Genomic DNA, 14,627 nt, shown 5'->3' with positions numbered 1-14,627 from the left:
CGCAATCTGTCCAGCGACATACTGCCCGGAATTACGCGCGCCCATGTCATTGCCCGGCTTCGCAATCAGGGACTGGATATCGAGGAGCGCGCCTTCACACCGGATGAGGCATACGCTGCCAAGGAGATTTTCACGACCTCAGCGGGGGCTATGATTGCGCCTGTCATACAGCTGGAGGATCGACCGGTCGGCACCGGCAAGCCGGGCCCTGTTACGCGGCAAGTACAGCGCCTCTATTATGAGGCGATTGGCGCTGATGTGGAAAAGGTCGCGGCTTGGGCTTTGGCCTGAAGCGAGTGACGCACTTTGAGGGCCAGGATCATACTGGCCAACAGCAGCGTAACGCTATTGGCCACGATCATGGGGAGCGATCCCAGCAGAATGCCATAGACCAGCCAACCTGCGACGCCGGTAGTGAACATCGCATACATGATCAGCGAAATCCCATCAGTCCTTCCGGTGCGAATGACCATCAGGGCCTGAGGCAGGAAAGACAGGGTCGTCAGAGCTGCGGCCATCAGGCCAATCATGTCAGACATTGAGGGGAAATTCCTTTAGAGCCCGCGCCGTATAGCCGATTTGCAGCCCTCACGAAACCGCTTGGAATCGCATGGTGCTCATGAATGTTTGCGGTAACGAGACCATACCCGTTTCAGTCGCGGTCGATCACTTCGCCTTCGATGATTTCACCCGGCCCTACGCCAGCCTGAGACGCCCCGCCCGGCGGCGTGATATTGGCGTTCATCTGGGCCACGACACTCGACACTTCCCGGGTCGCCATGCGCGCGCTGATGGCATTGGCCAGCAGAGCAACGCCAGCCACGGCAGAAAAAAGACCAAGATCAGTCAGACCGAGCCCCCGCGCCAGAATGGTCTCACGAAACAGAGCGAGCACGCCAAGGCTGACAATGAACAGGCCAGCCAGAAAGCCTGCTCGCACAGCAAAGCCGGGCCATAATCCCGTGATGGCGGGGTACCCCTCATTCCCGGACAACCGGTGCAGTCGAAACCGCTCGACCCAGCTGACCGCCAACATGCCCGCTGCGAGCAAGGCGACCATGAGCACACTACGCTCCATCAGCGCTGCAATCACCACACCGACCGGAAAGGCCAGGATAGCGACAATCCGCAAAAGCAGGGCAGTCTGGATCACATTGGTCGGTGGGTTCACGGCAATCTCCTCTCGCCTACATCTGGTTGTTCAGACATCCTGACGCAAGCAGCAGCGCTTGCCTTGTGACGTTGCACGCGGCATGCTGCGCCGCAACATAACAAGGGGAGAATTCCGTGGCAGACATGGATAAAGCATACCAGCACGCACCGGACCGCCCGTGGATTTTCCGGACCTATGCCGGACATTCAACGGCAACAAAATCCAACGAACTGTATCGCGGCAACCTCGCCAAGGGTCAGACAGGCTTGTCGATTGCCTTCGACCTGCCCACCCAGACCGCGTATGACGCAGACCACATCCTCTCCAAGGGCGAAGTTGGCAAAGTGGGCGTGCCGGTCAAGCATCTCGGCGACATGCGCCTCCTGTTCGACCAGCTGCCGCTGGAAGAGATGAACACATCAATGACGATCAATGCGCCAGCCGCCTGGATGCTGGCGCTGTATGTGGCACTGGCGGATGAGCGCGGAGATGATCGCAAGAAACTGCGCGGCACCACTCAGAATGACATTGTGAAGGAATACCTTTCGCGCGGCACCTATGTATTCCCGCCGGAACCGAGCCTGCGTCTGATCTCGGATATGGTCAGCTGGTGCTACACCGAGGTCCCGAAATGGAATCCGATGAATGTCTGCTCTTACCATTTGCAGGAAGCGGGCGCGACGCCGGAACAGGAACTCGCCTATGCTTTGGCCACGGCAATCTCGGTGCTGGATACCGTAAAAGCCGGAGGGCAGGTTCCGGAATCAGACTTTGAAACGGTCTTCGGTCGAATTTCCTTCTTCGTGAACGCCGGAGTTCGTTTCGTTACGGAACTTTGTAAGATGCGTGCCTTTGTGGAACTCTGGGAAGAGATTGGCCGCGAACGCTATGGCGTGACCAGTCCGAAGGCGCTGCTATTCCGCTATGGCGTGCAGGTGAACTCGCTTGGCCTGACCGAGCCGCAGCCTGAAAACAATGTCTATCGCATCCTGATCGAGGCAATGGCCGTCACCCTGTCGAAGAAGGCTCGCTGCCGGGCCCTGCAGCTGCCGGCCTGGAATGAGGCGCTGGGCCTGCCACGCCCGTGGGACCAGCAATGGTCGCTGCGTCTGCAGCAGATCCTCGCCTATGAAACAGACCTCCTGGAATACGAAGACATCTTCGACGGCAGCCATGTCATCGCATCCAAAACAGAAGAGCTGAAGGCGCTGGCCCGGGATACGCTGGCTGACCTCGATGCGCGGGGCGGCGCAATCCAGTCCATCGACCATATGAAGGAGAGCCTCGTCGGCGCACATATTGATCGCATCAAGGCGATTGAGAGCGGTGATCTGACCGTGGTTGGCGTCAACCGCTATGTCGAGACGGCGGAGAGCCCACTCGCAGGCGGCGACGGATCGATCCAGACGGTCGACCCGGCAGAGGAATCCGCTCAGGTTCGCGACCTGAAAGAATGGCGCAGCAAACGCGATGCAAGCGCCGTTGAAAATGTGCTCGCAGCGCTGAAGCAAGCCGCACAGGACGGGACCAATATCATGGAGCCCTCGATTGCCTGCGCGAAGGCCGGCGTCACGACAGGTGAATGGGGTACGGCAATGCGGGACGTGTTTGGCGAATTCCGAGCACCCACGGGCGTCGCCATGGTTATCAAGACCGATGGCGAGGAAGATGCGGCCGCTGTCCGCAAGGACGTCGAGCGTGTTTCCGAAGCGCTCGGGCGCCAGCTGACCTATGTGCTCGGCAAGCCGGGCCTCGACGGCCATTCCAACGGCGCCGAACAGATCGCGGCACGGGGCCGGGAAGTCGGCATGAATGTCGTCTATGAGGGCATCCGGTTCACGCCGTCGGAGATTGCTGCGCAGGCCAAAGAAGCGAATGCACATGTCGTTGGGCTGTCCATTCTCTCTGGCAGCCACCTTGATCTGGTACGCGAAACAATTGCCGAGCTGCGCGCGGTCGGCCTCGGAGACGTGCCGGTCGTCATCGGCGGCATCATTCCGCCGGAAGATGCCCGTGCCCTGCGCCAGATGGGCATTGCCCGTGTCTACACGCCCAAGGATTTCAAGATCACCGAAATCATGGGCGACGTGGTCGGAATCGTCGAGAAAGCCTGGCTGGTCGAAGGCTGATCCGCTGCGTTCTGCGGATAAGAGATTGAATACCTGCCGGTTCACCTTTATCGGGCGCGAACTGGCAGGAAGGCTTTCATAATGTCGCAATCAGACCCGTTCCAACTCGGCTGGGAAGAGTGGCTGACTCTGCCCGATCTCGGCTTGCCCGCGATCAAGGCGAAGGTGGATACCGGCGCGCGCACGTCTGCGCTGCACGCCAGCGTCATTGAGCCATTCGGGCCTGCCGATGCACCACAGGTGAGATTCCTGATCCAACCGGACCCGAGTGATCCGGGCTTGGAAATCACATGTTCCGCGCCGGTTGTAGACCGCCGCGACGTGACCAGCTCCAATGGGGACACCGAGCTGCGTTATGTGATCCAGACCGATGTCGAGATGGGCGGACGCCGCTGGCCGATCCAGCTGACGCTGACCAATCGCGAGAGCATGACCTACCGCATGCTGTTCGGCCGCGGCGCGATTCAGCCGGACATGATCGTCAACGCAAACGCGTCTTTCCTTCAGCCGAAACTCGACTTTGCAGCCTATGCGGGCCTGCCAAAAAAGAAGCCCGTCAAACGTCCATTGCGCATTGCGTTGCTCACGCGCGAGCCGCGGAATTATTCAAGTCTGCGCCTCATCGAAGCGGCACAGGAGCGAGGCCACGTGATCGAGGCCATCGATACCGCACGCTGTTACATGCAGATTGGCACGACACATCCGCAAGTCCACTATGATGGCAAGGCACTGCCCCGCTATGACGCGGTGATTCCGCGCATCGGGGCAGGGATTACAGATTACGGCTTGGCCGTGCTGCGACAGTTCACCAATACCGGCGCATTCTGCTTGAACAGTGCCAGTGCGATCGGCCATTCGCGCGACAAGCTGATGGCGCACCAACTGCTTGCCCGCGCCAAGATCGACATGCCGGTCACGGCCTTTGCGCACAGTCCGAAAGACACCAAGGATCTGATCTCGCTGGCGGGAGGCGCGCCTGTGGTGGTGAAATTGCTCTCATCCACGCAAGGCAAGGGCGTCGTGCTCGCCGAGACCCGCAAGGCTGCGGAAAGCCTGATTGATGCCTTCCGGGGTCTGGAAGCAAACTTTCTGGTACAGGAATTCGTCGAAGAAGCTGCAGGCACCGATGTTCGGGCGTTCGTCGTCGGCAACAAAGTGGTCGGCGCAATGAAGCGCCAGGCCCAGAAGGGCGAGTTCCGCTCAAACCTCCATCGCGGCGGAACAGCCTCAACCATCAGGCTGTCCCGCACCGAACGCGACACGGCCCGGGAGGCCGCCAAAGTACTGGGCTTGCGCGTCGCAGGTGTCGACCTGCTGCAAACCGAAAAAGGCCCCAAAGTGCTGGAAGTAAACTCTTCGCCGGGTCTCGAAGGCATCGAATCGGCCAGCGGCAAAGACATTGCCGGCCTGATCATCGAGCATCTGGAAAGCCAGGTTCGGCCCTTGTCTCGCATTCGCGAACCGGCCGCCCGAAAGCGCCGGCAAGCCAAGCTCAGCGAGAGCTGAACAATTTGCCCTTCTCGGTGATCAATACGATCACGAGCGAGCCCACCCCAAGACACGCAAACCCGAGAACGAGCGGCACCGTCGTGCCATTGTAGTAGCTTCCGATCAGAATTCCGAGAATGCTTGAAACTGTCGTCGTGGCGAAGCCGTAAGCTGCGGAAGCCGTGCCTGCAATCTTGCCCAACGGCTCCATGGCGAGTGCCGAGAAGTTTGCACCCATCAGGCCAAAACAGGCAAATGTCATCGCGAACATCGGGAAAAACCATAACAGGCTCTCGCCGAAGAAATGCGTCACCAGCGCCAGCGACGTCGACATGATGATGAAGAACACCATTGCGGCATGACTGATGCGGCGCATGCCAATTCTTTCAACCACGCGGGAGTTGAACAGATTTGCGCATGCGAGCGCACCTGCCACACCAGCAAACCAGAACGCGAATGTTTCTTCCTGGCCGAAGACATCCCGAAAGATCTGCTCTGAAGATCCGATAAATGAGAACAATGCGCCGAATATGACACCGGAAGCGCACATGTAACCGAACGTGATGCGACTACGTATGACTGCCATATAGCTGCTGGCGGCAGACGAAACATTCAGAGGATTGCGCGCCTCGGGCGCCAGGGTTTCTGGCAAGCGCAACCATGTCCATGCAAGCAAAAGCCCGCCGAACAAGGCAAGGACGCCGAATATCCATTGCCAGGGGGCGACGAACAGGATCAGCTGACCCATGGCAGGCGCGATCATGGGCACAACCATGAAAATGGTCATGACCAATGACATGAAACCCGCCATACGCCGGCCTGCATAAAGATCACGGACGACCGAAACAGCCACAAGCCGGGCGCCTGAAGCAAAAACGCCCTGCAGGAAACGCGCAGCAAGCAGCGCATGAAAATCCTTTAGCGCGATACAGAGTAGCGCAGTCAGCGAGTAACCAACCAATCCGACGAACAAGGGGACGCGCCGTCCGAAGCGGTCGGAAATCGGCCCCCAAACGAGTTGAGGCGCGCCGAAGCCCAATACATAGGAAAACACAATCATCTGCTGACGATTGGCATCCTCCGGGGAAGCACCTGTCAGACCGATCGAATCCGCGATCTCACCCAGTGCAGGCAGCATGATGTCAATGGCGAGCGCGTTAAGCGCCATCAGCGCCGCAACCATGACGACCATCTCCGTGCGCCCCGGCACAGGTCGACCATGGGCACCTTGCAAGGTGCGCGGCTCAGGAACGGGCATTTCAGAGTCCGGCATGGGTTCGACAGGCTTTCTTGAGATTCTCAAGGGCCCTATCTGGGCCTCCTGCAAAGGAATGGCCAGTGTCCAGACCAGAAAAAAGCCCCGCCAAATGGCGGGGCTGCAATGCGAATTCGCGGGTCGACGACTATTTCAGCTCCGGTCTCATGATGTTTGGGCTGAGATTGAAGACAACTTGCTCTGCATCAAAATAGGCGGCATCGGCGGGCTTTTCGCCCTTACCCATAAGGATTTCTGCAGACGCGACATAGCTCGTCCGCTCACGGTATTCCCGTGGGCCGCCCCAATAAGCGTCATAAGGTCCAAACGCAGAATAGCGAGACCGACGGAATGGGTCATGATAGTAGGCCGCATAAGGGCCGAAGTATCTGTAATTCAGGTGGAAATGGTCGTAATAGGGCGAGCCTCCGCCAACCGGCACAAGGCGGCTTTCAGAATCTGTGTCGCGGCGTACGACCCGGAAGTGGTCATACCCGTTCAGTCGGGTCAGCTCCGCAGCCCGGTAGAGCAAATAGGTCTCTACGGTCTTTCGATCTGTCAGGGAGTTTCCGGAAAACTCGACCTGGAACCGATTGTCCTCGATCTTCATTTCCGAATAACCGCGATCGCCATCCAGAGCGGCCTGATATGGCGTTGCGGTCGCGCAGGCGCCGAGCACGGCCAAGGCAGCGATTGCACCTGTAAGCTTGAATTTGGGCATGGAATATCACCCTCCAAAGCGATGTTTCCTGTAATGTATGGGGGAAGTTAGCTGAACACTAGTTGAATTGGCTTCACAATTCAGAGAGCCGCCTGATCGATGTCAATCAGGCAAACAAAAAGGGCGACCCGAAGGCCGCCCCATAATATTTTCAGCCGTGAAACCGACTAGGCGGCCTTGTAGCCCATGACTGCCTTGACTTCGAGAAACTCCTCAAAGCCATGCTCGCCCCATTCCCGGCCGTTGCCGGATTGGCCGTAGCCACCGAATGGTGCCGTGAAGTCTGGCCGCGCACCATTGACCTGAATCTGACCGGCACGAATGCGGTTGGCCACTTTGCGGGCTTCATCTTCAGCGCCCTGCACATAGCCTGCCAGGCCATAGACTGTGTCATTGGCCATTTCGACAGCGTCATCCACATCCTCATATGGGATCATGACGAGCACTGGCCCGAAGATTTCCTCACGCGCAATGGTCATGTCATTGGTGACATTCGCAAACACGGTTGGACGCGCGAAATAGCCCTTGTTGAAGCCTTCCGGACGGCCTGGTCCACCGGCGACCAGCGTCGCGCCTTCCTTGATGCCGGTCTCGATCAGATCCTGAACCTTCTGGTACTGGTTGCCGTTCGAAATCGGACCGATAGCGCCCGGTGAGGCTTCACCTGGCATCATCACTTTTACCGATTCAGCCGCTGCCTTTGCGATCGCAATCGCCTGGTCCTGCTGGTCCTTCTGGACGAACATGCGCGATGGCGCGTTACAGGACTGACCCGTATTCGTCATCATCTGCATAACGCCTCCACCGACAGCCTTCTCGAGGTCTGCGGATGGCAGGATAATATTCGGGCTCTTGCCGCCGAGTTCCTGTGCGACGCGCTTTACGGTCGGCGCAGCCGCCTGAGCCACAAGCACACCTGCGCGTGTGGAACCGGTGAAGCTCATCATGTCGACGTCAGGGTGTGAGGACAGCGCCGAACCGACACCCGGACCATCTCCGTTGACGAGGTTGAATACGCCCTTCGGCACACCGGCCTCGTGCATGATTTCCGTCAGGATCATCGCGTCGAGCGGCGCGATTTCGGACGGCTTGAGCACCATGGTGCACCCTGCAGCAATTGCCGGAGCAACCTTGCAGGCGATCTGGTTCAGCGGCCAGTTCCAAGGCGTGATGAATCCGCAAACGCCGATTGGCTCCTTGCGAAGCAGCGTCGTACCCTTCAGCTCCTCGAACTGATAATCACGCAGAATGGCTGCAGTGGTCGCAAAATGCCCCATACCGGCAGGCACTTGCGCCGCATTGGCAAGCCACATCGGCGCGCCCATCTCGTTCGAGATCGCTTCTGCCATTTCCGGCATACGCGCCTGAATGCCTGCAGCGATCTTTTCGAGCAGCTCGGCGCGGTATTCCACGCTGGTCTGCGAAAATGCCGGGAAAGCCTTCCGAGCTGCGGCAACGGCCTTATCGACATCGGCCTTGGAACCAATCGAAATGACCGCGAAGTTTTCTTCAGTGGCCGGGTTCTCGATTTCCAACGTGCGCGGCTCAACGGGATCAACCCATGCACCATCGATATAGAACTGCTTGTATTCCTTCATGCCGTTCGGGCCTCCCTGTGGTCCATATGCTTGATATGACTATAGGTGAGCCACTCGCCGCCTGCGAGTCCTGACGCTGGGGAATTTCGTGACGATGACGTTAGCCGCCGTGCACGTGATCCACATCAAAGGCCGCAATCGTTGCGAGGTTCACAATGTCACCGACCGTTGCGCCGAGCGATGCAATCTGTACCGGCTTTTCTAGACCCAGCAGCATTGGCCCAATCACCGTCGCGCGGCTCATCGATTCCAGAAGCTTGGTCGAGATAGATGCGGCGTGAATGGCTGGCATGACCAACACATTTGCCGGACCAGTCAGGCGCGAGAATGGGTAGAGCAGCTTGTGGCTGGTGTTCAACGCAACATCCGCGCTCATGTCACCTTCATATTCGAAGTCGACATCCTTCATGCCATCCAAGATGGCAACGGCATCGCGCACCTTTTCGCCGCGCTCGCCCATCGGGTTGCCGAAGGTCGAATAGGACAGGAATGCCACGCGCGGCGAGAAGCCAAGTGAGCGGACGCCTCGGGCGGCCTCTATGGCGATATTGGCAAGGTCTTCGCCCTGCGGCAGCTCGGTGACGCTAGTGTCTGCGATGAAGACCGTCCGCCCCCGGTTAATCACCATCGACATGCCAATTATGGCCTGTCCCGGTATCGGATCGAGCACCAGCAGCGAGTCGTTCAAGGCGACGTCATAGTTACGGGTCACACCCGTGACCATGCCATCAGCGTCGCCATTCTTCAGCATGCAACAGCCGAAGACATTGCGGTCCTGGTTCACGAGACGCTGGGCATCCCGCTTCAAATAGCCGTCGCGCTGGAGGCGAGCATACAGCATGTCCGTGTAGACCGGATTGTTGTCAGACAGGCGCGCATTTAGAATCTCAAGTGTACCGGGCTGGATACCCATCTGCTCCATGGCGCGCTCGACCTGAGCCTCGCGACCAATCAGGATCGGATGACCAAGCCCCTGGTTCTTGAAGCTGAACGCGGCGCGAACGACGGCGGGCTCTTCACCCTCAGCAAACACGATGCGGCGCTGCAGCTCCTTACAGCGAGCCTGAACCCCCTGAATGAAGGAAGCGGACGGATCCGCGCGGCGGGCCAGCGAATGCCGGTAGGCTTCCATGTCATCAATCGGTTTGCGAGCCACGCCGGTATCCATGGCGGCCTGCGCCACGAAAGGCGGAATGAAGCTGATCAGGCGCGGATCAAACGGGGTTGGGATAATGTATTCACGCCCGAAGCTTGGGCGCGCGCCATGGTATGCAGCCGCCACTTCATCCGGCACGTCTTCGCGCGCCAGCTCAGCGATTGCCCGTGCAGCTGCAACCTTCATCTCTTCATTGATGCCACGCGCACGCACGTCCAGCGCGCCGCGGAAGATGTACGGGAAACCCAGAACATTGTTGACCTGATTGGGATAATCCGACCGGCCGGTGGCAATGATCGCATCATCACGAACCGACTTGATATCTTCCGGCGTGATTTCAGGGTCGGGATTGGCCATGGCGAAGATGATCGGGTCCTTGGCCATCGACTTGACCATCTCTTTCGAAACAGCGCCCTTCGCGGACAGGCCCAACAACACGTCAGCGCCTTCGATTGCTTCTGCGAGCGTTCGCTTTGTGGTTTTTACGGCAAAGGCGGACTTGAACTGGTCCATCTTCTCGGTGCGTCCCTCATAGACAACGCCGCTGGAGTCACACATCAGGATATTCTCAGGCTTCACGCCGAGATGGCGAATCAGTCCTGCACAGGAAAGACCGGCGGCCCCTGCCCCCGAGACGGCGACTTTCAGATCTTTCAGTTCCCGACCCGTAATGTGGCAGGCATTGATAAGGCCGGCCGCGGCAATAATCGCCGTGCCGTGCTGGTCATCATGAAACACCGGAATGTCGAGGTCTTCGCGCAGACGGCTCTCGATGATGAAACAGTCCGGAGACGAGATATCTTCCAGGTTGATGCCGCCCCACGTGGAACCGATGTTCCGGACCGTCATGATGAACTCTTCGACGTCTGTCGTGCTGACCTCGACGTCGAAACTGTCGATATCGGCAAACCGTTTGAACAGGACAGACTTGCCTTCCATCACCGGTTTGGACGCCATCGGCCCAAGATTGCCGAGGCCGAGGATGGCAGTACCGTTGGAAATGACCGCGACCAGATTGCCCTTGGCGGTATAATCGTAGGCCCGGTCTTCGTCTTCCGCGATGGCAAGCACGGGCACCGCAACGCCGGGACTATAGGCCAAAGACAGGTCACGCTGCGTACCCATAGGCTTGGTCGGCGCCATGGAGATCTTGCCGGCGTGTGGCTGCGAGTGAAAATCGAGGGCTTCCTGGTCTGTGAAGCTCGGCCGTTTAGTGGTCATCGCGCGGCAAATCCGTTTTTGCAAAAAGTTTCAATTGAGGCGGCAAACTAGGCCGGTGCGAAAGCCATGCCAACCGCAAAACGGGCCATTCGGTGCGATATGATCACTTTGTCGCGCGCAAGCTGGTGCGAGGCTTTGCGAATCTCCGGCACTGACGATAGCGTCCCGGCCCATGGCCGACACTTCTGCTCCCTCGAAACCCACTCCTGCGCCAAGCCCGTTCATGGCGCAATACCTGTCGATCAAGGCGCGGCATGAAGATGCCATGCTCTTCTTCCGGATGGGCGACTTTTACGAACTGTTCTTCGACGACGCGGTTCAGGCCTCGAAAGTGCTCGGCATAACGCTGACGTCACGAGGCGAGTACGAAGGCAAACCCATCCCCATGGCAGGCGTGCCCTATCATGCCGCCGAGGGTTATCTGGCGCGCCTGATCAAGGCCGGATGCCGGGTTGCCGTTTGCGAGCAGACAGAGAGCCCCGCAGAGGCCAAGAAGCGCGGATCAAAATCCATCGTAAACCGGGACATCGTCCGCATTGTTACGCCCGGAACGCTGACCGAAGACGCCCTACTGCCCGCTAATCAGGATCAGGCGCTGGCCGCGATTGCCATAGGAGGCGGCGGAGCCGAAGCGGCCATCGCCGTCTGCGATGTCTCCACCGGACGATTTGATGTCTCCGCGCTCGCAGCGAACACGCTTGCTGACAGCCTGATGGCTTATCCATTGTCTGAACTGTTGGTGTCCGAGGGCGATATCGACAAACCTGCCATCGCAAATGCGACTGCGCTCTCCACCGCACCAGTGACCTTCCGGCCCGCCCGCAGCGCGACGTACAAATCAGGCGAAGCCCTTCTCAAAGAAACATTCGGAATCGCTGCGCTGGAAGCGCTCGGCGACTTCGGCCGCGCAGAACTCGCAGCAATCGGCCTATTGCTGGATTACGTGAAGCTCACCCAAGCAGGCAGCGACATCCGATTGGACCCACCCATTCGAGCACGCGCAGAGGGCTATCTAGCGATTGATCCAGCAACCCGCACGAGCCTGGAGATCGACCGATCCATGCGCGGCGACCGCGACGGATCCCTGCTGGGCACAATCGACCGGACCGTCACCGCACCGGGCGCGCGGCTTCTGGCCTCGCGTCTTTCGCGTCCCTGTGTCGACCGGGTGGAGATTGATGCGCGGTATGACGCTGTGGCTTGGTTTGCGGATGATCGCGACGCAGTGGCGTCTGTCCGTGCCAGCTTGAAGGCTGCGCCGGATCTGGAACGTGCGCGGACACGGTTGCGCCTCGGTCGGGGTGGGCCGCGCGACCTCGCCGCGATCGGGCTCGCACTGACTGCCGCACATGAAGCGGCAAGCCAACTGACAGCCAGCTCTGCGGGCCTGCCGCACAAAATCGATGAGGCTGTTGCCGCACTCGACCTGAGCAAGGACGAAGACCTCGCCACACTCGCGCGGGATTTGGAGACAGCCCTTTCGGAAAACCCACCCACGCTCGCCCGAGATGGCGGGTTCGTTGCACCCGGCTGGGACGAGGCGCTCGATGAAGCCCGTGGCCTGCGCGATGACAGCCGCCAGATCATCGCTGCGCTACAGGCTCGCTACGCTGACGAAACCGGCATCACTGCGTTGAAGATCAAGTTCAACAATGTGCTTGGCTATTTCGTCGATGTCCCGGCCCGCTATGGCGACCCGTTGATGAAGCCGCCTCTGTCCGAAACCTTCATCCATCGTCAGACCCTGGCCAGCAATGTGCGCTTCTCTACGCAGGAACTTTCTGAACTCGCGGGCAGGCTTTCCCGCGCAGAAGACGAAGCAAAAGCGCGTGAAATGTCCGTCTTCGAAGGGTTTTGTGAGCGAATCGATGCACTAAACTCGCCTCTATCCCGCACTGCAGGCGCCATTGCGGACCTCGATGTCGCGGCAGCCTCAGCAGAATGGGCGTTTGAGGTCGACGCGATCAGACCCGTACTGACAGAAGACACCACATTTTACGCCACGGGGCTGCGCCACCCGGTGGTCGAAGCTGCGCTCAAGAAAGATGGCAAGGGATTTACCGCCAACGACCTGGGACTAAGTGCCGAGGGCGATTTCGGAACGCGCCTCCTGCTCGTGACTGGTCCGAACATGGCCGGTAAGTCCACCTATCTAAGACAAGCCGCGCTGGCCGTTATCTTGGCGCAAGCAGGGCTCTTCGTGCCTGCGCGATCCCTGACATTGGGCTTGGTCGATCGGATCTTTTCGCGCGTCGGCGCGTCCGACGATCTGGCACGCGGGCGATCCACCTTCATGGTGGAAATGGTTGAGACCGCCGCCATTCTCAATCAGGCTACGGAGCGCAGTTTCGTCATCATGGACGAGGTCGGCCGGGGCACATCAACCTGGGACGGTCTCGCCATCGCCTGGGCGGCAGTCGAGCACCTTCATTCGGTCAACAAGGCCCGGGCCCTGTTTGCCACTCACTATCATGAGCTGACCAAACTGGTTGAGGACTTGCCCGGTGCGGCCAACGCTTCGCTCCGCGCCAAGGAATGGAAAGATGACCTTGTCTTCCTGCATGAAGTTCAGGCCGGGCCGGCTGACAAGTCTTACGGCGTACAAGTGGCCAAGCTTGCAGGCCTTCCAAAGAAGGCCGTCAAACGGGCGGCGCAAATCCTGAAGCAGCTTGAGGCTGAACCTGACGCGCCCGAAAACCTGCCCCTCTTTGCTGCCGCATCTCTTGCGCCGATCACGGACGAGGAGAATGCAGATCAGATAATTGGGCCATCAGAATCCGACCTGTTGCTGCAACAGATTGACCCGGATTCCCTGACACCGCGTGAAGCGCTTGACTTGCTGTACCGCCTCAAATCACTCGGCAGTGAATGATACATCGCCAGCCTTGAGCCCAAGCCTGTTGAGCGGCCTGCCCATTCCGCCCGACACCATGGCGGCGAGCACTTTCGGTGCGGGCGGTATCTTGCTGATCGGGGCCGCCAGCCAATCGCGTAACCATGCAAGTATCGTGGAATCGGACTGGTAGACCGGCGTGAAAAGCCAGCTCATAGTCTGGAACATTCTGACGTGCCCTGAACGCATTGAAGTGTAGTGGCGCAATTGCCTGTCCAGATCGTCGTGGACGCACAATGCCCGCGACAGCGCATAAGCATCAAGCAAGGCCATGTTGGCCCCCTGGCCCAGTTGCGGGCTGGCCGCATGCCAGCTGTCGCCGATGTGCACCAGCCGCTGGTTTACGGCAGGCGCGTGTGTGCGATGGTCATATTCTGCATAGGTTAGCTGAGCGTGGCTCTTCAACTGGTCCAGGAAGACAGCCGTTTCCGGCCAGAGCGCGACCGCCTCTGCTTTCCAAGCTGACAAGGAAGCCTGCTTCCATGCCTGATACTGATCCGTTCGGATGGACCAGAAATAGGTGAGCGTGTCCACGCCCTCTTCTTCTGAGCGGCCTGATGGCATAACCCCCGCCATCTGACGGGCCTGCCGGTAGCGTTGTGCCAAGGCGTTCCGCTCAAACCCATGTCCCTCCTGCCACGGAAGGGTTGCCCAGAGCGCGCCATATGCGAGCTGGCTGCGCGGACGAGATGAGAGCGGGGAGCGCACACCGAGTGCATCAACCACAAGATCAAACGGCCCCAACGTCTTTCCGTCCCCTGTGGTCAGGTAACCTCCCACGGCCTGAGCCGCGATGATCCGTGTGGACGGGACAATATTCGCGCCTGCCTCTCTGGCTGCTTGATACACCAGGTCAAACAGGACGGGACGCTGGATGGATATGCCCCGAAGGCTGGGCCGGATGGCATCATATCGGACATCCAACACGGTGCGCCCGGAATTGACCGCCTGGCCATGCAGGCGCCGAATAGGCGCGCCCAGCGTTTCGGCTCGCTCACGCAAGCCGAGCTCGT

At 59.3% G+C, this 14,627-nt stretch carries 11 protein-coding genes; 4 read left to right on the top strand and 7 right to left on the bottom strand.

The features are described from left to right. Nucleotides 1-291: aminotransferase class IV (locus tag B4F73_RS12125; RefSeq protein ID WP_290483382.1), on the top strand; the 291-nt coding region annotated here is incomplete at its 5' end. Here the strand turns inward: B4F73_RS12125 and B4F73_RS12120 are convergent. Both B4F73_RS12120 and B4F73_RS12115 read right to left on the bottom strand, forming a co-directional pair. Further along, nucleotides 237-539 carry a SemiSWEET transporter gene (locus tag B4F73_RS12120; protein ID WP_034817631.1) on the bottom strand — a complete coding sequence of 101 codons (303 nt, stop codon included), beginning with the start codon at nt 537-539 and terminating at the stop codon, nt 237-239. The two genes, B4F73_RS12125 and B4F73_RS12120, sit on opposite strands and share 55 nt — an antisense overlap. 113 nt (nt 540-652) lie before the next feature. Further along, nucleotides 653-1,171 carry a hypothetical protein gene (locus tag B4F73_RS12115; RefSeq protein WP_290483381.1) on the bottom strand — a complete coding sequence of 173 codons (519 nt, stop codon included), beginning with the start codon at nt 1,169-1,171 and terminating at the stop codon, nt 653-655. A 125-nt stretch (nt 1,172-1,296) separates the two neighbouring features. Here B4F73_RS12115 and B4F73_RS12110 point away from each other — a divergent pair, with 125 nt between their 5' ends. Together B4F73_RS12110 and rimK are read left to right on the top strand one after the other, a co-directional pair. Beyond that, entirely contained in the window at nt 1,297-3,282 is a 1,986-nt protein-coding gene (locus tag B4F73_RS12110; RefSeq protein ID WP_290483387.1) for a protein meaA, read from the top strand. Between the two features lie 81 nt (nt 3,283-3,363). Next, the gene (gene rimK / locus B4F73_RS12105; protein WP_034817624.1) at nt 3,364-4,788 is read left to right on the top strand and encodes a 30S ribosomal protein S6--L-glutamate ligase; all 1,425 of its coding nucleotides are present in this window, start codon (nt 3,364-3,366) and stop codon (nt 4,786-4,788) included. Here the strand turns inward: rimK and B4F73_RS12100 are convergent. From B4F73_RS12100 to B4F73_RS12085, 4 genes are all read right to left on the bottom strand, one after another. Next, on the bottom strand, nt 4,775-6,043 hold the full coding sequence (locus tag B4F73_RS12100) for a multidrug effflux MFS transporter (protein WP_242517444.1): 1,269 nt from the start codon (nt 6,041-6,043) through the stop codon (nt 4,775-4,777). The two genes, rimK and B4F73_RS12100, sit on opposite strands and share 14 nt — an antisense overlap. 130 nt (nt 6,044-6,173) lie before the next feature. Further along, nucleotides 6,174-6,746 (bottom strand): CC0125/CC1285 family lipoprotein, encoded by a 573-nt coding sequence (locus tag B4F73_RS12095; RefSeq protein WP_034817622.1) that lies wholly within the window; start codon nt 6,744-6,746, stop codon nt 6,174-6,176. Between the two features lie 167 nt (nt 6,747-6,913). Continuing rightward, nucleotides 6,914-8,344 carry an aldehyde dehydrogenase family protein gene (locus tag B4F73_RS12090; RefSeq protein ID WP_034817621.1) on the bottom strand — a complete coding sequence of 477 codons (1,431 nt, stop codon included), beginning with the start codon at nt 8,342-8,344 and terminating at the stop codon, nt 6,914-6,916. 100 nt (nt 8,345-8,444) lie between these two features. Next, a complete protein-coding gene (locus B4F73_RS12085; protein WP_290483380.1) occupies nt 8,445-10,721 on the bottom strand; it encodes an NADP-dependent malic enzyme in 2,277 nt (758 codons plus the stop codon). 172 nt (nt 10,722-10,893) lie between these two features. Between B4F73_RS12085 and mutS the strand changes: the two genes are divergently transcribed. Beyond that, complete coding sequence (mutS, locus tag B4F73_RS12080) at nt 10,894-13,593, top strand: DNA mismatch repair protein MutS (protein WP_290483379.1); 2,700 nt, start codon at nt 10,894-10,896, stop codon at nt 13,591-13,593. Here mutS and B4F73_RS12075 read toward each other — a convergent pair. After that, on the bottom strand, nt 13,576-14,627 hold a 1,052-nt coding region (locus B4F73_RS12075), incomplete at its 5' end, for an FAD-dependent oxidoreductase (protein WP_290483378.1). The two genes, mutS and B4F73_RS12075, sit on opposite strands and share 18 nt — an antisense overlap.

The sequence above is a fragment of the Hyphomonas sp. UBA3601 genome (assembly GCF_002375605.1).
In the GTDB taxonomy this organism is placed as follows: Bacteria; Pseudomonadota; Alphaproteobacteria; order Caulobacterales; family Hyphomonadaceae; genus Hyphomonas.
This window is presented reverse-complemented; position numbering and strand designations above follow the sequence as displayed.

Bases quoted from the DNA above. Each gene is read 5' to 3' on its own strand.
- B4F73_RS12120 (WP_034817631.1), bottom strand. From the start codon at position 539: ATGTCTGACATGATTGGCCTGATGGCCGCAGCTCTGACGACCCTGTCT.
- B4F73_RS12110 (WP_290483387.1), top strand. From the start codon at position 1,297: ATGGATAAAGCATACCAGCACGCACCGGACCGCCCGTGGATTTTCCGG.
- rimK (WP_034817624.1), top strand. From the start codon at position 3,364: ATGTCGCAATCAGACCCGTTCCAACTCGGCTGGGAAGAGTGGCTGACT.
- B4F73_RS12100 (WP_242517444.1), bottom strand. From the start codon at position 6,043: ATGCCGGACTCTGAAATGCCCGTTCCTGAGCCGCGCACCTTGCAAGGT.
- B4F73_RS12095 (WP_034817622.1), bottom strand. From the start codon at position 6,746: ATGCCCAAATTCAAGCTTACAGGTGCAATCGCTGCCTTGGCCGTGCTC.
- B4F73_RS12090 (WP_034817621.1), bottom strand. From the start codon at position 8,344: ATGAAGGAATACAAGCAGTTCTATATCGATGGTGCATGGGTTGATCCC.
- B4F73_RS12085 (WP_290483380.1), bottom strand. From the start codon at position 10,721: ATGACCACTAAACGGCCGAGCTTCACAGACCAGGAAGCCCTCGATTTT.
- mutS (WP_290483379.1), top strand. From the start codon at position 10,894: ATGGCCGACACTTCTGCTCCCTCGAAACCCACTCCTGCGCCAAGCCCG.